Annotated in this window: 20 protein-coding genes and 1 pseudogene; 9 read left to right on the top strand and 12 right to left on the bottom strand. The window is 45.7% G+C overall.

Features of this window, described 5'->3' with window-relative positions; genetic code table 11:
* Positions 1-216: 216 nt before the first annotated feature.
* Positions 217-1455: a HetZ-related protein gene (locus QT998_RS08195; protein WP_333093032.1), complete on the bottom strand. Its 1239-nt coding sequence runs from the start codon at positions 1453-1455 to the stop codon at positions 217-219.
* A gap of 137 nt (positions 1456-1592) precedes the next feature.
* On the opposite strand from QT998_RS08195, the gene QT998_RS08190 reads away from it, so the two are divergent.
* Positions 1593-1793, top strand: coding sequence for a hypothetical protein (locus QT998_RS08190; protein WP_333093031.1), 201 nt, complete (start codon positions 1593-1595; stop codon positions 1791-1793).
* A gap of 331 nt (positions 1794-2124) precedes the next feature.
* Here the strand turns inward: QT998_RS08190 and QT998_RS08185 are convergent, their stop codons facing one another.
* The 5 genes from QT998_RS08185 to QT998_RS08165 all read right to left on the bottom strand — a co-directional run bounded on the left by QT998_RS08185 (position 2125) and on the right by QT998_RS08165 (position 10306).
* Positions 2125-6228 (bottom strand): AAA domain-containing protein, encoded by a 4104-nt coding sequence (locus tag QT998_RS08185; protein ID WP_333118555.1) that lies wholly within the window; start codon positions 6226-6228, stop codon positions 2125-2127.
* A 147-nt stretch (positions 6229-6375) separates the two neighbouring features.
* A complete protein-coding gene (gene dtd, locus QT998_RS08180) occupies positions 6376-6846 on the bottom strand; it encodes a D-aminoacyl-tRNA deacylase (RefSeq protein WP_333118553.1) in 471 nt (156 codons plus the stop codon).
* 182 nt (positions 6847-7028) lie between these two features.
* The gene (locus QT998_RS08175; protein WP_333118551.1) at positions 7029-8162 is read right to left on the bottom strand and encodes a CobW family GTP-binding protein; all 1134 of its coding nucleotides are present in this window, start codon (positions 8160-8162) and stop codon (positions 7029-7031) included.
* 124 nt (positions 8163-8286) lie between these two features.
* Positions 8287-9450 carry a glycosyltransferase gene (locus QT998_RS08170; protein ID WP_333118549.1) on the bottom strand — a complete coding sequence of 388 codons (1164 nt, stop codon included), beginning with the start codon at positions 9448-9450 and terminating at the stop codon, positions 8287-8289.
* Positions 9451-9904: 454 nt separating this feature from the next.
* The gene (locus QT998_RS08165; protein WP_333118563.1) at positions 9905-10306 is read right to left on the bottom strand and encodes a fasciclin domain-containing protein; all 402 of its coding nucleotides are present in this window, start codon (positions 10304-10306) and stop codon (positions 9905-9907) included.
* 496 nt (positions 10307-10802) lie between these two features.
* On the opposite strand from QT998_RS08165, the gene QT998_RS08160 reads away from it, so the two are divergent.
* On the top strand, positions 10803-11840 hold the full coding sequence (locus QT998_RS08160; RefSeq protein ID WP_333118547.1) for an aldo/keto reductase: 1038 nt from the start codon (positions 10803-10805) through the stop codon (positions 11838-11840).
* 292 nt (positions 11841-12132) lie between these two features.
* Here the strand turns inward: QT998_RS08160 and QT998_RS08155 are convergent.
* Positions 12133-12982: pseudogene (locus QT998_RS08155) on the bottom strand (IS630 family transposase).
* Positions 12983-13557: 575 nt separating this feature from the next.
* Between QT998_RS08155 and QT998_RS08150 the strand changes: the two are divergent.
* The 4 genes from QT998_RS08150 (at position 13558) to QT998_RS08135 (ending at position 15761) form a co-directional block, all read left to right on the top strand.
* On the top strand, positions 13558-13818 hold the full coding sequence (locus QT998_RS08150) for a ParB N-terminal domain-containing protein (RefSeq protein WP_194069975.1): 261 nt from the start codon (positions 13558-13560) through the stop codon (positions 13816-13818).
* 95 nt (positions 13819-13913) lie between these two features.
* Positions 13914-14465 (top strand): DNA starvation/stationary phase protection protein Dps, encoded by a 552-nt coding sequence (dps, locus tag QT998_RS08145; RefSeq protein WP_333118545.1) that lies wholly within the window; start codon positions 13914-13916, stop codon positions 14463-14465.
* Between the two features lie 164 nt (positions 14466-14629).
* Entirely contained in the window at positions 14630-15217 is a 588-nt protein-coding gene (locus QT998_RS08140; protein WP_228050239.1) for a helix-turn-helix domain-containing protein, read from the top strand.
* A 217-nt stretch (positions 15218-15434) separates the two neighbouring features.
* Positions 15435-15761 carry an STAS domain-containing protein gene (locus QT998_RS08135; protein WP_194011010.1) on the top strand — a complete coding sequence of 109 codons (327 nt, stop codon included), beginning with the start codon at positions 15435-15437 and terminating at the stop codon, positions 15759-15761.
* Between the two features lie 56 nt (positions 15762-15817).
* Here the strand turns inward: QT998_RS08135 and QT998_RS08130 are convergent, their stop codons facing one another.
* The gene (locus QT998_RS08130; protein WP_194011011.1) at positions 15818-16954 is read right to left on the bottom strand and encodes a PP2C family protein-serine/threonine phosphatase; all 1137 of its coding nucleotides are present in this window, start codon (positions 16952-16954) and stop codon (positions 15818-15820) included.
* Positions 16955-17482: 528 nt separating this feature from the next.
* On the opposite strand from QT998_RS08130, the gene QT998_RS08125 reads away from it, so the two are divergent.
* On the top strand, positions 17483-17992 hold the full coding sequence (locus QT998_RS08125) for an ATP-binding protein (protein WP_333093024.1): 510 nt from the start codon (positions 17483-17485) through the stop codon (positions 17990-17992).
* 16 nt (positions 17993-18008) lie between these two features.
* Here the strand turns inward: QT998_RS08125 and QT998_RS08120 are convergent, their stop codons facing one another.
* Both QT998_RS08120 and QT998_RS08115 read right to left on the bottom strand, forming a co-directional pair.
* A complete protein-coding gene (locus tag QT998_RS08120) occupies positions 18009-18776 on the bottom strand; it encodes a DUF1350 family protein (protein ID WP_333093039.1) in 768 nt (255 codons plus the stop codon).
* 278 nt (positions 18777-19054) lie between these two features.
* Positions 19055-20056, bottom strand: coding sequence for a glycosyltransferase family 2 protein (locus tag QT998_RS08115; RefSeq protein WP_333093023.1), 1002 nt, complete (start codon positions 20054-20056; stop codon positions 19055-19057).
* An 849-nt stretch (positions 20057-20905) separates the two neighbouring features.
* On the opposite strand from QT998_RS08115, the gene ggt reads away from it, so the two are divergent.
* Both ggt and QT998_RS08105 read left to right on the top strand, forming a co-directional pair.
* The gene (ggt, locus tag QT998_RS08110) at positions 20906-22633 is read left to right on the top strand and encodes a gamma-glutamyltransferase (protein WP_333118538.1); all 1728 of its coding nucleotides are present in this window, start codon (positions 20906-20908) and stop codon (positions 22631-22633) included.
* A 301-nt stretch (positions 22634-22934) separates the two neighbouring features.
* Positions 22935-23792 (top strand): choice-of-anchor L family PEP-CTERM protein, encoded by an 858-nt coding sequence (locus tag QT998_RS08105; protein WP_194069993.1) that lies wholly within the window; start codon positions 22935-22937, stop codon positions 23790-23792.
* 264 nt (positions 23793-24056) lie between these two features.
* On the opposite strand, the gene QT998_RS08100 is transcribed toward QT998_RS08105, so the two are convergent.
* Both QT998_RS08100 and QT998_RS08095 read right to left on the bottom strand, forming a co-directional pair.
* Entirely contained in the window at positions 24057-25154 is a 1098-nt protein-coding gene (locus tag QT998_RS08100; protein WP_333118536.1) for a pentapeptide repeat-containing protein, read from the bottom strand.
* Between the two features lie 108 nt (positions 25155-25262).
* Positions 25263-26111: an alpha/beta fold hydrolase gene (locus QT998_RS08095; RefSeq protein ID WP_333118533.1), complete on the bottom strand. Its 849-nt coding sequence runs from the start codon at positions 26109-26111 to the stop codon at positions 25263-25265.
* Positions 26112-26125: the final 14 nt, after the last annotated feature.

Here is a 26125-nt window from a genome sequence, read left to right as displayed (position 1 = left end):
AACAAAAAAAATCCCAGGTTGTTCCTGGGAATCATAAATATTAAGAAAAATTAGTGCTATTTTAATATATTTAATTAGCTCAAAAGCTGTCATAATCCAGCATTCCCAGTTGGAGAGTTGAGAGCGGAAAGCGGGGCGGGCGTTCCCGTGCAGATGCCGCACCCGATCGCATTTTCCAGTCTCCAGAAAACAGTTGCATTCATTTTGCATCACCCGTTAAGCTTGGTTGCTGTTGCGAGTCTGGCTTGCCAGCTCCAACAGTTGTGCCCAGCGTTTTTGGACTTGTTTGGGAGTGCAGTTAAGTGCTGTGGCGATCGCCTTGTCGCTTTCTTGATTCTGCTTCATTTCCAACAATTCCAGCATTTGGGGAGACAGCCCTGCGCGAAATGCTTCCCATTTGTCGGAAGTCATTCCCAGCTTTTGATCCACATCAGCACCCAGCCATTCGTGTACGAGTTTCCAGTTTTGAGTGCGGGCAAATTTTTCGACGTGGTACTTAAACCGTTGTTGCAAGTAGTCGCGCTGGCGGGAAGACAAACCGAGAACGCGATCGATTTCCGAAGCCGAAAGGTCTTGCAATTTCAACATTAAGTAGTTCACGCATTCGGGCTGATTTTGAGCTTCCAGATAAGCGATCAATTCAGCGACTACTCGATCGCGCAGCACAGCATCAGCCGGATCGACAGTTTCCGAAACCATTTGTTCGCGCACTTGTTGCAGCGCCGGAGAACGGCTGTACATTTCGGCATCTTCTCCCTTGCCGGACTCTACAGCCATTTCAATGTCGATCGCAGTTTCGGGAGGCTGGCCCTTGGCAAATCCTTGAGCGCGAAGCACGATCAGGCGCTGGCGGTTGCGGCCGGGCAAACCGATTTGGCGCTTGGCGTAGTGTTCGGTAAAAGCCATGTACTCAGCCAATTCAATTTGCGTGCGGGGAGTGTAGTTGAGATCGAGTTGGTGTTCGCGGCGGAAAGCTCGCAAAGCTTCGATGTAAAAGCCTTGCAAAAAGTCTTCAATCATGTTGTAACGAGCTTGGAAGTTCAAGTTCGAGCGGAAAGATGCAACATGGCGGTAAATCATCGATGCGAGGTGAGAGTGCAGTTCGACGCGGCCGCTTTTGGAACCGAGGCGGTAGAATTGCAGAGTTTTTTGCAACCGGTGTTCGGCCAAGGTGATTTGCCAAGCTTCTACTTCGCCGGAAACTTGGATGCGATCGCTTTTTTGGCAAATCCGTTCAACTTCCTTAGCAATCCGCATCGCCACTGCTTGAGCGCTGCGGCTGGGAGCTTTCATGGAGGCTTGCAATTCTTTCAGGGCGAATTCAGCCAAAGCCAGAACATCGATGCTGGGAGCAGTATTGATTTCGGCGGTTTGTGCGCCTGCTGCAGCAGGAATGAAGTTGAGGCCAGAAGCGGTGTTGCAGTTGACGGCGTTGGTGGCAGTTTTGACAGTCATGGCGTTTATCTCGTGGTAGCGCACAGCGTGCGAGGACATTTGTCAGGGAGCGAGGCGGCAGTTGCTGGCGGTTTCGCTTGCTGTGCTGATTCAACTCTCTATACATTGAATATAGGGAAATAGAGATAATCGCAGTGATGCCACTGTTCCACTCTCTCATGCAACAGTTTTTGGCTGCTGAATCTGATTCTAAGCGCTGGCTGTGGGAGATTGGTTTTATTGCCCTTAAAGCCTTATTGTACAAGCATTCTGAGCTGTTATGCGGGTGTGGCGATCGCTCCTTTGACAGACGGTGTTCTGGGGCCTCTGAGTGGACAATTTACCAACTGGCCTTTTGAGGGGGTTTTCGGCGTTGGAGATTGTGGAATCAAGAGTCGGCAGAGTGTAGCGAACTTCACTATCTTCAAAACCTACGCCACAGAAGTTAGGAAACCCGGTGAATTTAGAAATTTGCTCTGATGGCAGAAGGCAGGTTTATTGACCGAAGCCAGATTTCTGGCTCCAAAGCGAGGCCCGAAGCGATGTATTTTATTAAATCAGCCCGGTTGGTTTGATGACGGCAGGTAAGTCCTTACAGAAGTTTAGACCCGCAAATTGACAACAGCGATGCTGAGTCGATCGAATTAAATATTAAAGGTGATAATTCCTCTCAAGCTGAAATATGCAATTTTAAGTACGCGACAGGTTTTCGAGAATATCGGGTGGTGGCTTAAAAAATTGTACCTGATGCCCATCCACAATCTCAGTACCGATGAGCTGCGAACACACAGCTCGTAAAGACTTCCAAAGCATTGTCTCCTCGTAATGTTCTAATTCGGCTGGAATGTGATCTAGCAGAGTTTGAGAGCAGACCACAATCAGTTGTTTCTGAGCCCGAGAAAAAGCCACATTAGACCGATTGAGGTCTAAGATAAATTCCACATTTTTACTAATTGCTGAGGGGTCGCTGGCTGTTGCCGACACAATGATATAAGGTCGCTCGTCACCTTGTAAGCTTTCAACAGTATCAATTACATCGATCAGGTCGCTGGAGTCCTTCAAATAACTTTTAAGCAGTGTGCGCTGCGCTCGGTGTGGAGTGACAATAGCCACAGAGTTGTTTTCTATTGCTCTTCTATTTTTTGCAGCAGCAATAATTTTCTCAATAATCAGCACCTCAAGCATATTGCTGCGTTTTGACAGGCGCTCAGAATGAAGAACAAGAATTAGACCTTTTGACTCCTCCTGCAAAAGACTATTTGAATCGGGCAACCTTCCTTTTAGTTCAATATTATCCAGTTGGTAAATACGAGAAATTAAATTACAAATCAGCGGTGGCAAACGGAAAGTAAAACTCAACGCAGAACTCATAATGGCTGAATCTGAAACTCCTGTAATTTTAATATTTTTAACCGCATCATATGCACTCACATAAGGCTTGTATAATTGAATGGGCGGACGGTCTTCCTGCTCCCAATTATGAGCAACAATTGGTGAGAGCTGCCGATGATCTCCGGCAAGCATGATTTCCCCGTCACTTTTTACTAATGTAGCCAGTGACAGAAAGTGCGGAAACACCATCATGCTTGCTTCGTCAACGATTAGTGTAGGTACTTGGATACCTTTCATTTCCAGCGATAATTTCAAAAGAGCACTGGTTGTGCCGCCGATGACCAAGACAGCATTTGAACGCATTTTCTTCAACTTGGCTGCACAAGGCTTAGAGGGAAAACATTCAACATTTTTTTCGAGAAAAACCTCACTCTCTTTAGGGTCAACTCGGCTAAGTTGTATCGGCGGTACTGTTAATCCCGATTTATCTGCCTGTTGCTGAAGGGTTGGCAAGAGGCTATCGAGGCGCAAAAGCAAGTTATTTACAGCAGTATGGGTAGGTGCTGCGATGAGAACGATATCTCCGATCGAACAACGCGCCAAAATTCTTAAAAAAGTAGCGATCGCAGTTGTCTGTGTCTTGCCAGTTCCTGGGGGCCCCTGTAAAAGTTGAATTCTAGCGGTTAAGCCACTGACAGCAGCAGCTACTTGATCGGCATCCAACTTCTGCGCGTTAGGCAATTTTAGAGACTCTAGCAAATTCTGGTATTGTTCTAACTTGTCTGTGGCTGGAGACTGTTGCAGAGGGATCTGAGGACGCTCGGGATCGAACCATTGACATACATGACTTCCCAAACCACTTATTAGTCTATTGTCAACCTTTCCGGCTACAAAATTAGAAATAGTTTCATCTAAAGTAGCATGGGAAAAAATGTTTTCATTTTGCTTATTATAAAACCGACTGAGGAGTTTATAGCCGTCTCGTTCCTTTGTTAGTATTACTGAAAGCTCAATTTGTCCGGTCTCCCAGTCAATATTATCCACAACACACGTACTTCCACCGCGTAGAAGTTGAGCTAATGTTTGACCGCGATGCGGATCGTTAAAACAGGGGCTAAGCCTTACAAAGTTGCCTTTTTCGATCGTGCAGTTAGTCTCGAAAACTTCATAATTAATACCGTACCCATCAAGGTTGATAGTGGCTGTCAGCCTATTATTGCCGTGGGAGACAACATCACTAATAGGAATAGTGCGCCCTAGAGGGACGCGATAGACAGGCGGGACTAGGTGAGTAGCAATCCAGTTTGTCACTTTAACGTGATGATCCAGCCGGAGATAGTCAATCCCCGCCTGAGCTGCATTATCTACCCCAAGCGTGAATTCCAGCAACTTAGCGATGACAAGAGATGGTTTTACTATATCTGGGTTCTTAAACCGAATGCTTTCTTCAACCCATCGCAGCGCGTGTACGCGGGCGCGAAAATAATCCTTGAGATAGTTAAGTTTCCCGGCGCTGTTGTAACGCTCAATTGCCTTAGCAACTGCTGGCGATAGATTTGGGTCTTTTGGATCTGGCAATTTTCGCCAGTAGGCGCGCCAGTAGGGTGCTGTTAAGGAATCAAAAAAGCGACTGCGGATTTCAAACTTGTGCTTGCTGGCTTGCTCAGAAGGTTTAGCTGCCCACTTCCCCTGAGCATCTAAATCCAAATCAGTCTTAAAATCGAAGATATCCTGTGTAAAAGCTTGCTCGAGATCGACCTCGGCACCAGACACCCGCCGCCGCCAGTGATAGCGCCTCCCAAACCACCGCAGAGAAGTAACCACAGCTAAGCCTCTCCCTGTCCATCCCAAGGCAAAACGCCGATCGACTTCATCGTGCAAGCAGGAGTAGATGAGTTGCTCTAAACTTTCACGGCATCCTAGCAGTTCTCGGAGGTTGCCGAGCAATTGCGAGCTGACGCGGGAGCATCCTTCGAGCAACTGAGCCATCTCGGATCGAGACCAGACATAAAAGTGAATAGGAGCGGTTTCGGCCTCGGCTACCTCATCAATAGCCTCAACCAGCTTCATTAGAAACCCTTGAATTAGCTGTTTCTCAGCGCCTGTGTCTTCTCTGTATTCCCCCGTCCACGGGGAGGTTTGAAACTCAATAACTTCTCTACCTTGGAGGGAACGCTCTTCATAGACTGGGCGATTATTTTGATCGCGCCCTACCTCCCACCGTTCCTTTACCGTGGGGTCTGGCTGCCAGTGTCCATTTACCTGCGTGAAGCTTGTATGTAATTTTCCTTCGCTCTTGGTCACATGAGCTGCGAGCGCTCCTATCCTGTTTTCTACATAGTCGTAATCCACAGAAAGGTAAACGCGAATCAGCCGTTCACCATTAATTATGTGCTCTGGAAGTTGACCTTGACCTGCATAAGGTAGCGACTCTACTTCATAGGAATCTGGGTTAATATTCCCGCCTGGAAGTGTACGCCTCCGAGTTTTTGCTTTTAACTGGATAAGTTCTAGGTTATCGCTAAAGCTTGGATCTTGCCGCACTTTAACTGCCTGCTGTCCGGCTAAGTCGAGTTCAGCCAAGTCATCGATTTTGTGAATCCCTGCCTCTCGCAAAACTCGTACTGCTGATGGATCTAAGCCTATTAGTTCAAGGCGACGCAATCTGGCACTTTCTGATAGGCAATGAATATTGAAAACACAGCCATCACACTTCGGATCGATTTGATAGTCTAAATCAGCTAAATCAGCCTGAACTACGCGGTTTAGTGTGCCCTCAGATGCCAGAAGGCGATTAATGTCAGCTTCTTCTGTATCTAGCTTAAACGGTTTTAGATCGAGGATGAGCTGACTTTTATTTGTACTTTCATCAATCCTAGCGACCACGCATTCGATATCTTCTGGTCTGAGTTCTACGCCACAGATTGCCACTGGACTCGCTTGGATAAGCAGCCGTACTAGCATCCGGTATAGAGCAACCTGCACGCGGTGGTAGGTACGGTCTCGACGACTGGCTTTGCATTCAACAATTCGCAGCTTTGGTCGATTGTCTTCCCACAGGATTAGTACAAAGTCAATTTGGCCTTTGATCTGGAAAGCTCCCTCGTCTGCTTCGACGGAAATTTCGCGTCCATAGGCTCTTTGTCCTGAGCTTATACCTTGCAATTGTGCGACAAAGGTAGTCCAGGGTGTCTTCTTTTCATCAGCAGACTTTTGGCTGTACAAAGTGAGGTCAATGAGACCATTTTTTTGGAGAGAAGTTTCCCATTCGTTCTCCCTCAATCGCCCCGCCTCTTGGAGAACTGGATCTAAGGAGTTGAAGAGGCGTTCTGCAAAGGGAAGCTCTCGGGCAAGCTTTCGGTTATTATGCTCTAGCTTAAAGCGGCGATCGCATGATTGATAATGGATGTACTCGCCGATTTCCGTAACTCGGACAGATGGTTTGGTTACTGGGTTTAACATAAATTTAAAAATAAAATGTTTAAATTAGTCAGACTGGCATAAACTCTGCAAATCGACTAAATTTGAGTAATCATCTCACAATTAACTTAGCGGTTACATGACAATAATCACCTTTAATTGTGACACTACTCACTGCAACTATTTTTATTATAAATTCATAACTCGCCCCGATTCTCTCTCCAATACCAAAGTCACAGGCCCGTCATTCTCTATCAAGACTTGCATCTGAGCTCCAAACACGCCTGTTTTGATTTTTAAGCCGCTCTGGCGCAATTTTTCGACAAATTTATCATAAAAAATTTCGGCTCGTTCAGGAGCTGCCGATCGGTCAAAGGAAGGTCGCCGACCTTTGCGGCAGTCCCCGTAGAGGGTAAACTGACTGACAACCAGCAACTCGCCGCCGATGTCTTGTACGGACTTGTCCCAGCGGCCGCCCTCGCTGGCTGAGTCGGGAAACAAACGCAGTTCCAGGCATTTGCGAGCCATCCAGTCGAGTTCTGCTTCGGTGTCGGTGTCTGCAATAGCTACAAGCAAGTTAAGTCCGCAGCCAATTTTGCCGACAATTTCACCGTTAATTTGGACTTGAGACGATTTGACTCGCTGGATGATTACTCGCATTTATAGCAGCCGACAGTTGACAATTAAGTGTAAAAATCAAAACGTTTCTTGAGTACAAGCGAATTAACATTGGTTCGATCGTTCGGACTTTAGTCCGCACAATTCTGAGGACTAAAGTCCGAACGATCGAACTGTTAGACATTGGCGATCGCAGCCAAGTCTCCCTGGTTAATTTTCAAGCTTTAGTTTTTCCCAAAACCTTTGCCGCGATTGGGTGCAGGCATACATAGACAGTTTTCGATTTGCGATCGCAAAGTCTCGGTATCCAAACCCTGACCGATCAAAACAAGCTGGTTTTTGCGATCGTCGCCTTTCCACTCGTCGTCGTCCATCGAAAATCGCTTGCCGCTCAAATGGAAAATATGCCGTTTCGGACTTTCTTCAAACCACATAATCCCTTTCGCACGAAACACGTTTGTTGGCAGTTGGTTGTCTAAGAAATATTGAAATTTTCTCAGAGAAAACGGCTTGTCGCTTTGGAAAGAAATTGAAGTAAATCCGTCATTTTCTAAATGGTCGGAGTGGTCGTGATGGTCGTGGTCGTGATGGTCGTGGTCGTGGTCGTGATGGTCGTGGCCGTGGTCGTGATGGTCGTGGCCGTGGTCGTGATGGCCGTGGTCGTGATGTTCGTGACTGCTAGCAGTTTCCTCAGATTGGAAATATTTGTCCGACTCAAACAACCCGACACTGAGGACTAGCGGTAGGGGAACTTGCGATTTTACTGTTCGCAAAATTCTAGCACCTTCTTTGATATCGCGAATCTTAACTTCCAACAAATCTAAATCTGCTTCTTCAACCAAATCTGTTTTGTTGAGGATAATTATATCGCCGTAAGCTATTTGACTGTAAGCTGCTTCTGAGTTAAACAAATCTAAGCTATAGTTAGCTGCGTCTACTACTGTCACTATCGAATCTAGACGGGTCAGGTCGCGCAATTCTGTGCTTAAAAAAGTTAGAGCAACTGGCAGGGGGTCGGCGAGTCCGGTTGTTTCTACTACTAGATAATCGAGGTTTTCTTGACGTTCTAAAACTTTGTAAACTGCATTTACCAAGTCTTCATTAATTGTGCAGCAAATGCAGCCGTTGTTCAGCTCAACCATGTTGTCGTCGGTGGTGACAATCAGTTCGTTGTCGATGCCGATTTCGCCAAATTCATTGACTAAAACTGCTGTTTTCAAACCTTGCTGGTTGGTCAGGATGTGGTTGAGCAGGGTTGTTTTGCCGCTACCGAGAAATCCTGTAATGATGGTAACGGGCAAGCCGTGTTTGGGAGCGTCCATCGCCTGCTCTGTCTCGGACTGAGTTGTAGATTGCATAGCTTGAATGTCAAATAACGTCTGAAGCTTAAACTTGTTGTCCTATTGTATCTTATATTAATTCCGAACAGCGCCCTGCAAGCGCTAATTATCGGAAATTGCTAAGTGTTCGATCGCACCCTGTTTAATTGGGCGATCGAATACTTGGCAAAAGTACCTCTAGGAGTTTGTCTGCAACGTGTTTCCAGGTAAACCCAGCCGCTACAAAATTGGGGCCTGCTTCGCGAGAGCGATCGCACAACTCCGGCTGTTCTATAATGTTTTTCATTAAGGCGATCGAATGTTCTAAATCTGGCATCAGGCGAAATATTGGCATACCGTTAGAAGTACCTTCTTGAAACGTGCTTTCGACGTGCCAAGCAAAATCTGGAGTTGTAAAATCATCCGTCGGGCCGCCTTTAGTGCAGATGATCGGCAACCCACAAGCAATTGCTTCTAGTGCTGGCAAATTGAACCCTTCTGCTAAATAAAGAGATACGTAGGCATCCGCGGCTTGATAAAGTTGAGCCATTTTTGCAAAAGGCAGTGTTTCTCCTATATAAGCCATGCGCGGCAAAACTTGTTCTGCTTCGTCAAATGTCAGTTCGTCTATGTTTTGAGCGATCAGAGAATCCGACTCATATATTGATTCTTCTCCTTTCAATACTAATCTGGCTTCGGGATAACTTTCAACTACAACTGCGAAAGCTTTTAACAATAAATCGATGCCTTTATTTGGAGATCCTGCACCGACATTCAAAAATACAAATCCCTCCCATCCTAGCTGTTTCCGCAAAGCTTCGCGTTCCGATTTTGTTAAAGGTTTGTATATATTCGGATCGATGCCGCAAGGTATGACAATTGTGCGATCGGGATTTGCACCGCTGCGGATAAATCCGGTTTTCGACCAATGGGAAGGCGTAATAATAATTATATCAGAGTTGCTGTGTCCTTCGCGGAGGGAAGCTGCGCCCGTTATTCTAAAGTTTTCGTTGTGCAGAATTCCCCATTCTGTTGTGGCAAACAAGCACGTCCGTTTTGTATTTGAGGGTGCAAAATTGTAAGGTACTGAGATCCGTAACGTAGCGTCTGCTTTTAGAGACGCGGAAGGGTGAGGAATATTTTTTATTGCTGCTTCAGCATTTGCGTCTAACAAACCGATTGCTGGCTGCCAATTTTCGTCTAGATATGGGATATCTTTGTGGAAAATTTCTAAGTTGGGATATTTCAGCATTTCTAGTAGCTGAAATTGATTGGCGATGGCGTAGGAGTGTGGCAAAAAGCGCCAGCCTTCAACAATTATACGCATTTATTTGTTACTTGTTAATTCTTAATTAATTAAACGCTGCAAAACGCAACCATGTAAACGATTGTTCGGACTGAGTTGTAGATTGCATAGCTTAACTATCAAATAATGTCGATCGCACTTTTATTGTGTTTCTTATTGTATCTTATTTAGAACAAGCCCCGATCGACCCGGTTTCTGGGAGAATTTTTGGGTGCGGCGGCACAGCACCTACCCGCGAGCCCGCAATCAACTCCAGAGTACAACGGCACTTGTTGGCTTGTCACCTGTTTTCCCAGTAAACCCAGCCACGAAAAAATTGGGGCAGACTTTCGCCAGTGCGATCGGTCCATTTCCCCTGCTCTACAATAGTTTTAATTATTAATCTGCGTAAAATATTTAAACTTCAACTAAAACAGGGCAGTGGCTAAAAATAGCCACCGCCCTCAAGATAATATCGAGTTATCTAAATCTGTGCTTACGCAGGAAGCAAGACTGAATCGATAATGTGAATGACACCATTGTCAGCAGCAACATCGGGTGTAGTAACGGTAGAATCATTAATTTTGACGCCATTGGAAGCATCAATTTTAACTTCTGAGCCTTCAACTGTCTTCGCAGATTTCAGTTTGACCACATCAGCGGCCATAACTTTGCCAGAAACGACGTGATAAGTCAAGATTTTTTGGAGCTTAGGAATGTCCTTAAGCAGTGATTCTACAGTACCTGCGGGAAGCTTAGCAAAAGCTTCGTCTGTAGGAGCGAAAACTGTGAAGGGCCCAGCGCCTTTGAGAGTATCTACTAAACCAGCAGCTTTGACGGCAGCAACTAGAGTTGTAAAAGAGCCTGCCGCAACGGCGGTATCAACGATATCAGCCAAGTGAGTCACCTAGGTTTTGTATTCTGTATATCAATATAGCGCTAAAAAGTTAATTTAGCTACCTAATTTTTCTCGATCTCAATCAGATTTGCTGATGATTAATATAGCATTTTTTTTATTTAACTATTTTCGCAAAATACCTATCTAAAGGTAGATAATATTTTTAGTAATTTACTGTATTTTAAATTAGCAATGTGATTATAAATACATAGGTAAGAGGCTCGCCCCAGCGCCGTGTTGAAAGTCAAAAGCACTTTTTTTGTGATAGTGCGAACTCCCGTAGATTCTGCAGGTTATATATTTAGCAAGCGGGGACAGCACTACAAAAGCAAAACTAAGATCCTGCCGATCGGCATTTTGACTTAATTAACAAAACATTCAATATCCAGCACAGCCCTAACCCACCCTCAAGCCAGCCACCGCAGACTAATGGCAACAGTTGAGCAAATCCCGATCTAAACTGTTAAAAGCAATTAGCTAGCTAAAAAAAGCCGACATGAGATACAAATTACTAGGTAACAGCGGACTTCGCGTTTCAGAAATCTGCCTCGGAACCATGACTTTTGGCGAAGAGTGGGGTTCAGGCGCTTCCTACGAAGAAAGCCGCAAAATGTTCGACGCATTTGCAGCAGCAGGCGGCAATTTCATTGATACGGCGAATCTCTACACCAACGGTACAAGCGAAAAATATATCGGCGATTTTATCGCAGCCGATCGCGAAAAATGGGTAGTTGCCACCAAATACAGCCTCAACACCAAGAATGGCGAAATCAACGGTTTCGGCAACCACCGCAAAAATATGGTGCAAGCAGTAGAAGCAAGTTTGAAGCGACTGCAAATTGAATATATAGATTTGCTGTGGCTGCACGCTTGGGATTTTACCACACCAGTCGAAGAAGTAATGCGCGCCTTTGACGATTTGGTTCGCGCCGGCAAAGTTCTTTATATCGGCATTTCCGATACACCCGCTTGGATTGTTTCTCAAGCAAATACGATCGCCCAAATGCGCGGTTGGACACCATTTATCGGCCTGCAAATCGAGTATTCTTTAAAAGAGCGAACACCAGAACGGGATTTGCTCCCGATGGCAAAAGCCTTAAACATTGGCGTGACAGCTTGGAGTCCCCTAGCAGGCGGCTTGCTAACAGGAAAATACAACACTTCAGAAACCGCCAGCGAAACTAAACGGCTTGATTCGCCTGAATCGGGAAAAATTAGCGAACGAAACCTCAATATTGCTCGCGAAGTTAGCTCCATAGCAGCCGAAATTGGCAAACCAGCCTCTCAAGTAGCCCTGAATTGGCTGCGACAACAGTCAGTCAAAGTTATTCCGATTGTGGGTTCCCGCAAACTCTCGCAACTGCAGGAAAATCTCGCTTGTTTAGAGTTTCAATTAACTCCCGAACAAATGCAGCAGTTAGACAAAGTAAGTGCAATTGAATTGGGTTTTCCCCACGATTTCTTAAAGAGTTCGATGGTGCAAGATTTTGGATTTGGAGGGGGAATCGCTAAAATAGACAGCCGCCGACTTTAAAGTTGCTGCTATCTTCTAGTGGCGGGTTAACGCGGATATGGGCGAACCCGCCCTCAGAGGAATAATTGAGATTGGTACTGTCTCGCGTGACTTTAACCTCGTACCCCAGCACCAATATCATCACCATAAAATCCTAGGCTTCTCATCGCTCTTACCTGGTTTCCGCGATATTGTCGAGCGGGTATAAGATGTGGGTTAAACCCGGCTTCATAAACTGTTATTTATGAATCTATCGCAAGTTATAAATTTTGGTTAATCTTTATATATAGTCATTTCAAATAAAAAAGAGACACTATTGAGCGCAGTAGTCACAGATGAGTTCATATAAAGATGTCCCAGGAGGAGCATACATTCTGGCTCGCTTTAAGGCACTAAAATCGTGTTCAATATCGTTCAGGTCGGGAGAATATTTTGGGAGAAAAAGAACTTGATGCTCCGTTTCCTCTACCAGTTCTCGGATGGCTGTTTTTCGATGAATCGGTGCATTATCCATGATTAATATAGATGGCTCTGTCAGAGAGGGTAATAAATATAAAGATAACCACCCTTCAACACCTTCTGCATTGAGGCTGTCCGTAAAAACCATTGGGGCAATTAAGTCCTTTTTCCCTTTCAGTCGAACCGCTACTAGATTTTCTCTTTTCCCCCGTTTTCCTGACTTTTCGCCCCAGATTTTTTTTCCTCTTTAAGACCCGCCATAAGCACCATCTTGAAACTCTTCAAATCCTGACTCATCAATAAAGACCCGACTTTGACTTCCCGATACTTTAATCAATTCTCTCAGATATCTGTAGTATTTCATTCTTGCTTCTCGGTTTCTCTCCTGGTAACCCCGTTCTTTTTTTTTTCGAGTAATTTTCATTTCTTTAAGAGCATAAGATATGGCACTTGGTCTTACCCCAAACTTCTTTGCTCTATCGATTAATCTGGTATCTGGATTTTCTTTTACATCCTTTTCTAAGGCTTGCCAATCTAGTTTTCTCTTACGCCTTTTTACCTGTGTGGCCAATACGGTCGGTCCGACCCGGCCACCGATATATCGTTGCCCTTCCTACCTTAAAAAGTCCGGCCGCTTGAGCGATACGACCGCCATTTTCTACATAATCCACTACTCTTTTTCTCAAATCAATACTGTAAGACATTTTCCTAGTGGCTTGACTATTTTTATTCATTTTACCTCATTTTTAAATAGTCTCATACTTATTTGAAATGACTATATATGAGGATACAAACGTTACTTAGCAGCGATCGGATAAGCTTAAAAGAGGTGAAGTTTGTCAAATTAAATGGCAACAAAAAGTAGAACGCAAATTTTCTCTATTATACAAAATAAAAGACTAAAAGGTCGATGCAGAATTTGCGGGTAGCCTCTAAGAAGTTTGCAAGGCGTGGCTAGCTAGGAGAGAGTGGGAATATTTGTATGGTGCGGATACATCGACAATCCCTACATTCAAGTTTTTTAAGGGATTTTTAACGGCGACGCACCCGCGCGATCGCTATTGTATGGTTTTTGAGAATTTTTATTACAGGATGGTTAAATAAACAAGCCCAACAATTGTTAACAGGCGAATTGAAATATCAAAAACCATAAATCGAACTCTTGCTGCAGTCGCACGATCGATCGCACCTCCCCCAATCTAAATATTCCCTGACATTTGCTTGCCAAGTCGAAGTCATTACGAGTATGATTTAAATAAGAGTAAAACAGACAGCCGCCATGAGGATTGCAGAAATACCCCTCAACCAGATTCGCCGCCCCTTGCCGCGAGTCAACGATCAAACGAAAGTAGCCGCCCTGATGGAATCGATCCGCGAGGTAGGTTTAAACGAACCCATCGATGTGCTAGAAGTAGAGGGTCAGTATTACGGATTTTCCGGCTGCCACCGGTACGAAGCTTGCCAGCGTCTCGGTTTAGAAACCATCCGCTGCAAAGTCCGCCGAGCTCCCCGTGCCGTGTTGCAGATGCACTTGGCCTGAGCCTCTCAACAGCAATTGACGACAGGCTTTCGTTCGATCGCCCAAACCTTTCTCAGATATTCGATCGACAATCACTAATAACAAGGTACAAATTTATGACTGCCAACAACCACAAACAACATCTTTACCCGACGCGGATCGATATGTCAGCCGACACCCGCACTCAAGTAGTCGGGCTGCTCAACGGGACGCTGGCTACGACTCTGGACTTAAAAACTCAAGTCAAGCAAGCTCACTGGAACGTCAAAGGCATGGACTTCTATCAGTTGCACTTGCTCTTCGATGAAATGGCGGGAGAACTTGAAGAATACATTGATATGGTTGCCGAACGAATCACAGCGTTGGGCGGTTTGGCTGTAGGAACAGCCCGCAGCGCCGCCGCCGATTCGATCCTGCCAGAATTTCCTTTTGACATTGTAGAGGGCAAACAATTCGTGACTGCTTTGGCCGATCGCTATGCACCCTACGCCAAACACCTACGCGCGGCGATCGACAAAACATCGGAACTCGGCGATGCTGACACCTCCGACTTGTACACCGAAATTTCCCGAGTAATTGACAAGCGCTTGTGGTTCCTAGAAGCCCACTTGCAAGGTTCTGCGACAACAGGAACAACAGTCGCACCCGAAAAAGTGGCCGCAAGATAGCTAATTGGCGTTGTGGGGCCGGCACTTTTACCAGTAGGCCCCAAAGATGTATTGTCCTTAAGACTCGGGACAGTTTACGATCGAGAATATGTCCATTTATCAATTTGGATGACTTTTTCGTGGCAGCTAATATTCCTGATTATGCTCCTCAACTTCAGCGTCTGATGCAAGAAGCGGGGCTTTCGAGCGATCGAGAACTCAGCCAAAAAGCAGGAGTTCCCGAAATTCAGCTAAGCCGCCTGCGTCGCGGCTTAGCTTTCAAAACCCGAGCCGACATCCTGCTCAAAATCAGTCAAGCTTTGGAAATTTCCTTAAATGAACTGCTCGCAACCTTTGCCCCCGAGCTTGTAGAGTTAGAACCTGCGCCGCCGAGTGCCCTAGAGCGAGAATATCAGCGCCTGCAAGCTACCATCGAACAGCAGCGAGAATCTTTGCTGCAGGAATTTCAGCTTTCTAGCGTGCAAATTTTAGAATCTTGGATGTTGCAGTGGCCGACTGCGGCGAGCAAGGCTGAGGAAAATCACAACTTGCGGGCCCAGAAACTGCTGCCGTTGTTGCGGCCAGTCGAGCAGTTATTGGAGCATTGGGGAATAGAGTCGATTGCCCCAGTCGGAGCCGAACTTCCCTACAACCCGCAACAGCACCAGCTCATCGAAGGAAAAGCCGAGCCGGGAGAATTAGTTAAAGTTCGCTACACAGGCTACAAACAAGGCGACAAACTCCTCTACCGCGCCAAAGTTAGCTTGGTTTGAGCGATCGCCCAAGGCATTCGGTACAATAAAGATTTTCCAGTTCAAAAATAACTCGCCCCCTGTGCGCCGATAGTCCGATCGCCATCTCTGGCACTCAAAACCCTTGGGGCGCTGCGGGGTTCTGGCGCTTTTTCCCTCTGTTATTTGGATCGGAGTCCATCTCGCAGCTATACTAACCCTAGTCTGGCTAGAAATTCTGACATTCCCACCGCAAAATATGAGTCCTGTAGTTAAAATTATTCAACCCTCTGGCATTTTAGACGGCACCAAGGCAAGTCAATTCCGCCAAGAGATTAGTGACCTAGTGGAAGCGGGAGCCGATGTGGTATTGATCGACTTCCAAGATGTGACATTTATGGATAGTTCTGGTTTGGGCGCTTTAGTCTTGGCGCTCAAAACAGTCCGGGCCGCTGGAAGTCAATTAGTTGTCTGTTCTATCAACGAGCAAATCCGCATCTTATTTGAACTCACCAGCATGGATCGAGTTTTCGAGATATTTTCCACCCGCGATGCTTTTAATAGCAAAATTCTCTCAACTAACTAAATCCAGTGGCTGCTGTATTCTTGCTATTTGGTTGCAGATGTGCTGCCATAACTCAGCTAGCCAAAGTTTACCTTGAGTAAAGACCAATCATCATCAAAAACTGCCTTGGCGTTCAACTTTTGAGTGTATTTCAAAACTTGCTCTAACTGGTCGGCACTTGCATCGTTGTAAGCTGCTAGCAGGTCGATGAATGGGTCAAGCCCCCAGATATTGCCGTCAGGTTGGTGGATCTCGTATACCCCGTCGCTAAAGATGTACAGAGTGCTAAAAGCCTCCACATCGCAACAATTATCGACATAGGGGGCATCGGGGAACATCCCGACGGGCATTCCGGGGGTTTTTAATCGCTGGATTTTAGCCGTGCTTGTCGGCGACTGGGAAATCAACACTGCCGGGGGATGGCCGGCGCTGGCGTAAACTAGCTGGCGAGAAATGCGGTTGTAAACGCCGTACCAGATGGTGAAATACTTGTCATTTTGGTAGCTCATCTGGAAGGTGGTGTTGAGGGCGCGCAAAACGTCGCTGGGTTTGTAGTAGTCAATGTTGGGCAGCGCGCGCGATCGCAACAAATTTAGCACGGCGACAGAAGGCAGCGCCGCCCGCAAACCGTGACCGGCTACGTCTAGCAAGTAAATCGCCAAAGAATCGGCATCCAGCCAGTTGTAGTCGAAGCAATCTCCCCCCAACTGCCGGGAGGGAATGAATTTTGCCTCGATGCTGACAGGTTCCGTCATCGGATCTGGCAGCAGCGATTGCACGTACTCGGCTGCCTCGGCTAACTCGGCTTCGAGGTTTTGCATCGCAATTTTCAAGTCTCGGCCGAGTTGGTGCAGCCGCAATCCGGCGCGTACTCTCGCCTGTAACTCGTTAAGTTCGATCGGCTTGGAGATAAAATCGTCGGCACCTGCGTCGAGCCCTTTGACTCGATCGGCGATCGATCCCAAAGAAGTCAACAAAAAGAATTGTGTAGTTGACAGATCCGGATCGGCCTTAACTCGAAGGCAAACATCAATGCCGGTCAAGCGCGGCATGATCCAATCGCAAATGATCAGCGCCGGACGTATTTTTTGCGCTTGGGCTACGCCGTCTTCGCCATTACTTGCTACTGTCACTTCGTAACCCTGTTTTTTCAGGGTTCTCCTCAGCAGTTCTTGAACAGCAGTATCATCGTCAATAACCAGAATTTGAAACATGGGCACTCAGGTACTACAAGTCTTTCAAGGTCTGGGGGTCATTAAAAATATATTCTGTCAGCGCGGTAGTCTGAGATTGAGTATAGTCTAATAACATCGCTTTCCAGGTAAATGCTTTTGCCTGCCAGCCATCAAGTTCAATTTACCTTTAAATTTGAGCAAAATTTTGGCGAAGTCGAACTTACCCAGTTTATACTCAAAATATAAACTTTTATAGACTTTTTTGGGCGGCGGGCGTGAATTGACATCCGGGTGACACTTCTGGTATAATGAAGAGCTAATTACTCGATTTGACATTTATTTTCCTAGCAGCAAAAGCTAGTACGATCGAACTCCCATTCAAATTTGCCTAATTTTACAGGGCAAAAGAGTTGACAAGGTGGAAAATGACTCGGCTGGTGAATTACTGCGATGGGCGATCGTGGCGCTAGCAGTTGCCCGCCTTTTGGGAAAAAAGTTAAAAACGTAAAGTACAGGCAATACCATATTTGTCTATATTTTATGGAACTATAATTTCAGTGGCAGAGCGTGATTGAATTCAAAGGTTCCGAACAGTTGCAAGTCCTAAAGAAAGCGGATCTTCAAGTCAATACTGGTCTGAGTGCTTTAGAAAAAGTTTTATCGTGGTTTGCACAATTATACGACCCGCGAATTCCCACAAGTGTGTGGATACGCTGTCAATTAGCTTTGGCTGAGGGTTTTACAAATGCGGTGCGTCACGCCCACGAGGGTAAACCGCCGGATTTGCCGGTGGAGATTCAGGTGGCGGTGTGCAGTGAATCTTTAGAGATAGACATTTGGGATTCGGGCGCTGCGTTTGATTTAGAGCAAAAAATTAAAGATATGTCGGAAAAAATCGATTGTGAAGCTTCGGGGGGGCGGGGCCTAAAGTTGATGAAAGACATCGCAGACAGTCTCAGTTACAAGAGAATGGCTGATGGACGGAACTGTTTGTCGATCGTCAAAAATTATACTCCAATCTCGCAGGCGGACGATGAAAATGAGAGTTTGCAATTACCAGAGGAACTTTCTGATTGAGGAACAACCGCAGCTTTTAAAGGCGGGAGAGAGGATTTAGCCACAGCAGAATTGTCCGTTTTAATTCATTTAATTCTCGATACACTTCTTGTTTGACCCATTGTCCGATCGCGTCGAAGGGTGTAAAAATTTGACCCATAGGCCAGCTAACATCTTGACCTAATGGCGTTTGATGGTTGCCGGCCAGGGTTTGAACTGTAATCATGTCGGGAAATCTCGGTTTGAGCAGATTTGTCAACAGCAAGGTTTGGTCGATGTTGTCGCCGTTAAATTTGACTAAAAGATTGCGCCGGATTTGATAGCTATCTTGCACTAGGCGATTGGTGTCTTGCGGGGAAGGGGTAAACTCGACTTTAAAGACGGGGGAAATTTGCTCGACGATGGGAATGGCTTCGGAGGCTGCATAATTGTTGAAAGAAATCAGAATATTGCCTGCCCTTTCTATGTCAAATACAGAACCGATCAGCAAGTGCAGTTTGCATCCCATGCTGTGCCCTATCCCGTAGATGGGGAGATAGGAAGATTTGAGCAATTTAGTGGCGCGCAGGCGATCGAGGGCATTTTCAAATTTGTTGAGGACATCGCGGGCGATCGCAATATGATCCAAAGTATTGACAAACGGCGTTGCTACTACAACATATCCTTGATTTCCCAAAGCTTCTAACAGCCAGCGATAGGTTAGTTGCGGCGCACTCGCCACAAATGCACCGCCGAGAAAGTGTACGATCGCGATCGGTTTAGAAGGAATTAATACCCAGTTGCCGGAAACTTCTTGCCAGTCCATAAATTTCATCAAGTTTAAACTAAAAAGGCGATCGTCCTCAGAAAAGCAGAAAGTACAAAACAGAATTTTTTCTAAATCTTTGCTTTTAACTTTCTGCCTAAAAAAGGGGTTTAATATCATGTCCGGTCTACGATCGTAACAAAAAAAAGGTTCGTAGTGCGGACGACCGTCTGCAGAATCAAAGCGGACTCGCATTGGGCCGGCGCGAACCAATCTTATTGCGGTCAATTGACCGGACACGATCTTCTCTAGGATTTCCTGCCGATTTGGGACGATTGCTAAGAGTTCAATTCTACCGAATCACTGGTGTCTTCTACAGTTAAATCGCCCAACGGATCGTGAGCCTTTATCCATTTCCATTTGTTCACAGCACCTTTCGGAGACAACACTGTGGTAGCAATGCCGTACATTAGAGTCTGCAACACTTCCCGATTTAACCAGCTTTGTCCTAGCTTTCTCATGTAGTGCAGTGCCAAAAGTTCTCGAAATTTGTTAAATTTTTTCAACCGTGGCAAATTATTAAAACATACCTGTTCGTACTCGTTGAGCGATAACTCTTGTTCTCCCCGCAAGCGTCGCAGTTGGTTTTCCTTGACACAATCAGCAGCTATGCGCTTTTTCAGCCAGTGTTTGTCTGTCAGAGAGTTCCCTCTAATTCGATAATTTCCTAAAGGTGTCTTCGTTGCTAACAAGCCGTGCTTTTGAGCAATTTTGGTAAATAATTCTGTATCTTCTCCTACCTGCCAATCTTCTGCAAAGCCACCTTCTTGGAGTAGAATAGAGCGATCGACTACCACAGAAGACGGAAAAACCCAAGGACTTTCACCTGTCTCCTTAATCGCCTGCATTTCTGCTTTAGTTGTAGGATAGGTGGCAATATAGCCCAACTTGTTGCCGTGCTTGTCTAAATATCGCAAAGCATGAGCCACAGCTTTGACTTCGGGATTGTCTTCGAGCATTTTCAAACACACTTCTAGCTTGTTTGCTTCCCAGGTATCGTCGCTGTCTAGAAACGCTACATACTTGCCCGTTGCTCGATTTATCATTAAATTTCTAGCCTTAGAAACTCCAAAATTTTCGCAATTTCGGAAGTATTGAATTCGGGAATCTTGCTCGGTAAGTTTAGTAGCAATTTGGGCTGTAGCGTCTGTAGAGAAGTCATCAATAATTAAAATTTCTAAATGCTTGTGAGTACCGTTGACTGCGGAAACAACTGTTTCGGTTAGAGTATCTGCTGCATTAAATGCAGGAATAATTATACTGACTTTTTCGTTGTTCATGAATTGAATTAGCTAGAGTTTGGTAGTTATTATTTTAAGTATGGTTTTCGCCACTTAGGAATGAAGCTTCCATGAAAATACTTAGAAAGTAGGAGTTTTATACATAAACTGCAAATTGCAGGCTTTGAAAGCCACGAAGTGCGATCGAGTACGATTTCCAAGGCTTTGTTTGAACTGTTAACTTTCCAGCCAGAATGTTGTTATCGTTTCGATCGTTCCAGCTTTTTTCCACTGCCTCGCGTTTAGGCACGTACAGAAATAGGATGCTATTAGGAGCATCTGTGTTTTACTTTAACGCTCGCAAGTCTTAAAAAAATGCTTTTTTAAAGTCGAAAATGCTCCCATGCTATTTTTGTCCGATCGTATTTTGTACGCACTGTTAACAAGACTCTAGTTCGACCATTATTATATAGCATTGTTAATTTTTTGAGACTAAATTCATTGAATTAACTTTTGATATCATCATAGTCGGGACAGCTTTTAATCGCCAACGGTAGAATTATTGTTATTGCCCATTTCTGGTGAAACCCTCACGCGCGCGATACCGCTCTTAGTCAGGGAATTTATTCTAAGAGCGGTATCGCGGTGAGGGTTTTTAGGAGATTTAGGTAACGATAATCGGTATGATTAGGGTGGGATATTCTCCATTCTGTGAAATATTAACGGTAGAATGCGGGTTTTGGTCGCCACCTCAAAAAGTGTCGGGAGTATTGTAATTAAACTATCGGACTAATTGAAATAGTAACTTTGTAGCTATTAATTATTGTATTTTAATTGAGATTTAATCTATATCTTTAGGATGATGTTATTCAAATTATGCTGTAAAATGAACTGAAAAATGGGGGGCGAATGTTTTTTAAGTTAAGCGGTAAAGTGCGAATTTATACTTGTTTCCTAACGGTTTTGCTGTTCGGCGGCTGCCAGCAGCAACTACAGCCAAAGTTGCAGCAGCGCAGCAAACAGGGCATGGTAGTTTCGGCTCACCCTCTGGCGAGTGCTGCGGGGTTGAGGGTGTTGCAAGAGGGTGGCAATGCGGTGGATGCGGCGGCTGCTACGGCTTTGGCGATTTCGGTGGTGGAACCTTTTTCGGCGGGTATCGGGGGCGGGGGTTTTTTGCTGCTGCGGCGGGCCGAAACGGGGACTGTGCAAGCGCTGGATTTCCGGGAACGAGCTCCGAAACGGGCGGGGCGGGATATGTACCTCGACAAGCAAGGCAAGGTGCGCCCTAGGGCGAGTCGGGACGGGCATTTGGCTGCGGGTATTCCGGGTACGGTGGCTGGACTTTATACGGTGCAACGCGAGTACGGGAAGTTGCCTTGGGCGCAGGTGGTGGCGCAGGCGATCGCCCTTGCGGAAAATGGCTTTCCGGTAAGTTCCCGCTTCACAAAGGCTGTTGGGGGGCGAGTGGATGCGATCGAAAAAAACCGGGCGGCACGGGATGTTTTTACTCGTGGCGGCATTTTATACCAACCGGGAGAACTTTTGGTGCAGCGGGATTTGGCGCGGACTTTGCGGCAAATTTCTCAAAACCCGCAAAGTTTTTATCGCGGGGATATTGCGCGGGCGATCGCCAGCGACATGGCTAAAAACGGCGGCATCATGACTCTCGAAGATTTGAAAAACTATACGCCGATTTGGCGCAATCCGGTTTGCGGTAACTTTCGCGCTTACCAAATTTGTGCGATGTCGCCTCCTTCTTCCGGCGGCGTTCATTTATTGCAAATCTTAAATATCCTCGGAGATACGGATCTCAAAAGGTTGGGGAGGAAAAGTCCAGATACGCTACATTTACTGGCGGAGTCGATGCGAATTGCTTATGCTGACAGGGCTGAGTATTTGGGCGATCCCGATTTTGTGAGTGTACCGGTTAAAGCTTTGACTAGCAAGAATTATGGCAAATTTCGCCGATCGCAAATCGACATGACAACAGCCAAACCCTCGACAAAGGTAAAAGCTGTTGATGCTAAAACTTTGAGCCGTTTTGTGCGCGAGTCGCCGGAAACTACTCACCTGACGGTAGTTGACTCGGATCGGAATGTGGTGAGTTTGACGTTTACGGTGAATGGCGGTTTTGGGGCTGCGGTGGTGGCGGCGGGTACGGGAATTTTGCTCAACAACGAGATGGACGATTTTGCCGCTGCGCCGGGAGTGCCGAATTTGTCGTCTGGTTTGGTGGGCGGTGAAGCAAATTCGATCGCCCCTGGAAAAACTCCTTTATCCAGCATGACACCGATGATTGTCACAGAAAATGGCAAATTTCGCCTCGCTGCCGGTGCTCCCGGAGGTAGTACGATTATTACCACGGTGTTGCAAATTGTGCTGAACGTGTTGGTTTACGACATGAATGTCAGCGAGGCTGTATCTGCACCGAGAATTCACCACCAGTGGCAGCCCGATCGCCTGATGGTGGAACGCGGAGGTTTTGATGCTGCGACGCTATCGGAGTTGCGCCGCCGGGGACACCAGATTGTCGAACGTGACGGCTGGGGAAATGCTAATGCGATCGTCCTGACACCTGATGGTTGGTTGGAAGGGGCTGCCGATCCGCGCGGGGAAGGAGAAGCAAAAGGGTTTTAGTCATCCACGATCGGTCATTAGTAATTGTGGCGATCGCCAACCGTATACAAACTCGTTTTAATTGCTATCGAGTGTGTAAGTCTGGAAATTATTCATTTGTCTGCGTGTATTTCGGACTCAATATTTTTGCACTGAGCTTTATTGACTGACTAACCACCAAAAAATATCCATACAATTTTCCACAAAAACCGTAAATATACGGAGATGTGAAGTCATTGTAAAGGCCCTAGACATTGATACTTATATAATGTGAAAATGAAGTTACGTAATGAATCAGCTTAACAATTATCACACAAAAACTATGATAAATCTTAACAAACTTGCTAGCTTAACTGCTGCTCTGAGCTTGTTGGCCGCCCCAGCAATGGCATTTTCGGTAGGAGCAACTAACAACACTGAGACTTTGAAAAACAAATTATTGGGAAATAATACAGCCGGACTGAGTGATTTTTCAATTTCAATTAGCGGGAATTCTGCTGCTTTTGGTACTTTTATGAATGACCCCTTTGGTTTGACATCAGGTGTTGTTCTCAGTACCGGTAAAGTCACAGATATACCGGGTAAGAATCAGAAAGATAACGTAATCACCAACGGCAGCGATTTAAACACGGACTTTGGGCCAAAGGGCGAAGAGGGAGATTTGACTCAGCTCAACCTCAGTTTTTTTGCTAATAGCACGGTTGAAAAATTGTTTTTTCAATATGTATTTGCTTCTGAGGAGTTTCCTGAGTTTGGCGGCTCTGAATTTAATGACGATTTTGAACTGCTGCTAAACGGCACTAATTTAGCCAAATTGAGCGACGGACAAATAGTGACAATTAATAATCTTGTTCCCGATCCGTATAATCGCTCTCAAGATCACCCAGACTATATTGACAACCCAAGTTTGACAGGTATTGCTGCTAATATTGTTAGGCTGGATGGTTTTACTAAAGTTTTAGGTTTTGAGGGTTTGCTCAAGCAAAATCAGACGAATGTTTTGAGCATCCGCATTAAAGATGTGGGTGACGGTAATTTAGATTCTGCTGTATTTATTAAAGGCGGTTCTGTGGGGACGGTTCCAGCGCAGCCAGTTCCCGAACCGATGACTGTGGCGGGTTTGATGGCGGGAGGCGCGATGCTGGCTGCTGGACGAAAGTTGCGCGGGCGGAAGAATTAGTATTAAATTCGATCGACCTCGATGGAGCCAGTAACGGGGTTTTATATGATGTCCGGTGGATTGACCGCGATAAGTAAATATCGCTTAGTTGCGGATTAAAGTCCGCAACTTAAGAACAAACTCGCATTCCGCGCTACGAACCGCAACTTAAGAAAAAACTCGTATTCCGCGCTACGAACTCATTTTATTGCTGTTGTTCTCAGGGGCTAATATAAGTTGGGAGCGGAAATTTGCTAAAATCAGATTTTTGCAAAACTCAATCATTCAGTTATGAACACTACCGTCGGGTAATATTGCACCTGTTAATCTAGCTCCCGTAAGTTTGACCATTACCCGATCGCCATAACCGATTTTAGCACCCGTTAAATCCGCACCGCTCAAGTCTGCACCGCTCAAATCTGCTCCGATTAAATTAGTTTCTCTCAAATTAGCATTGATCAAACAAGCCCCTAACAAGTTGGCCCTAAACAAGTTAGCTTTTTGCAAATTCGCACCTGTAAGATTGATATTGTGCAGAAAAGTATCGCTTAAGTCAGCTTCGCTCAGGTTTGCATTGCTCAAATTTCTCCCTGAAAAATCTTTTTCTTTCAAGGAAGCTCCTTTAAAGTTAGAACCGCTCAAATCGGGAGCTTGCGGCGCAGCAGGGCGGTAAGGTTGAGATGGCTGTGGCGGTGGCGATTGGTAGCGGGAAGCCTCAGAATAGGGCCCTGTCGGATTGGGAGCATATTTTTCAGCATATTTTTCAGCATAATTGCCAGCATAATTTCCTGAAGAGGGTTCGGGATAGTAGCGGGGTTCTTTTGGCGTTGCTTGTGACGGCTGGGTGTTTTGTGGCTGAGTGTTTTGATACTGAGTGTTTTGATACTGAGTGTTTTGTTGCTGAGTATTTCTGTACTGAGTGTTTTGATACTGAGTGTTTTGTTGCTGGGTATTTTGTTGCTGAGTTTGTTTTCGCTGGGTGTTTTGTTGCTGAGCTTGTTTTTGCTGGGTGTATTGCTGCTGGGTATTTTGTTGCTGAGTTTGTTTTTGCTGGGTGTATTGCTGCTGGGTGTATTGCTGCTGGGTGTATTGCTGCTGAGTTTGTTTGTATTGAGTATTTTGTTGCTGAGCTTGTTTGTACTGAGTATTTTTGTGCTGAGCGTTCTGATTCTGACCTCTTACCTGAATCGATCGCAATTGTTCGCGAGCTTGATTAATTTGCTTAATCTTTTCTTCCGCTTTCTGCAATAATCTGGGATTGTCTTTGGGGATGCGATCTGGATGCCAAATGAACGCTAAATCCTTGTAGGCTTGCGTAATTTCTTCTCGGGAAGCTCCCGGCAGCAGATCCAGGACTTTATAGTATTGGTCGAGGTCGCTCATATTACCACCTTTCGCTTTAAGAAATTACGAATTAAAAATTAAGATCGGAATAAAGACAGCGTTAAAAGCTGGCTTTTCCGATCGTACATTAAACCAACAACAACTCAACTAAACCGCTGCAGGCAAAAAGTCTCGGATTCGCTGCAAATATGTTGCGGCATCCTCCAACATCGGAAAATGAGCCGTATTGGGAATTATAACAAATTCTACTTTTTTGCTAAGGGAGGCTGCTTGTTCTCCCATGACGGCGGGAATAATTTGATCGAATTCTCCGGCTACAAGCAGCGTGGGAACGCTCAACCGTGCGAATTCTTCTGGCATTTCCTCAGCAGCTCTTTTGCTGACGGCCGTCACCATTGTACCAATAGCAGCTTCTTCGTCTGCCATTAAAAAATCCTTGAGAAACGCCAGACTGACCTCTGTAGGGAGAGATTGACGCAAAAACCGGGCCATAAAGATGCGATCGGCAAACGGGATAGAAGCCAGCCAAGACGGCCGAAATTTCACGACATAACCGCCGAATTTATGAAAAGTTGTAAAGGCTTTCTCGTCGTATTCAAAAATCCCGCTGCAAGTAAGAATTGCTTTTTCTACTTTTTCGGGATAAAGGTTGAGAAATAAAGTCGCAACCGATGCACCTGTAGAGTGAGCGTTGAGAAAGACGCGGGGTAAATTCAAAGCTTCTAATAATTCGGCCAAGTCGCGGGCGTAGGTTTCGAGTTCGTAGCTAGACTCAGGTGGTGATGGCGGCAAGGGCGATCGACCAAAACCTCTCATATCGTACAGCAAACAATCAAAATCATCAGCCATAGCCCGCGCCGTGCTTTCCCAGTAGCGCGCCGAGCCGGCCCAGCCGTGGAGAAATACCATTACTGGTTTGCCGCTGGGTTGGGCGCTGTTGTCTGTGGTTATCCACTCGTAATAATGTTCTACACCGCCAATTGAAATGAAAGCCATGAGCTTAATTTTAG

The organism is Microcoleus sp. S1D4 (assembly GCF_036700765.1).
Taxonomy (GTDB): Bacteria; Cyanobacteriota; Cyanobacteriia; order Cyanobacteriales; family Microcoleaceae; genus Microcoleus.
The sequence above is the reverse complement of the archived record's forward strand: the minus strand, read 5'-3'. Positions and strand labels throughout refer to the sequence as shown.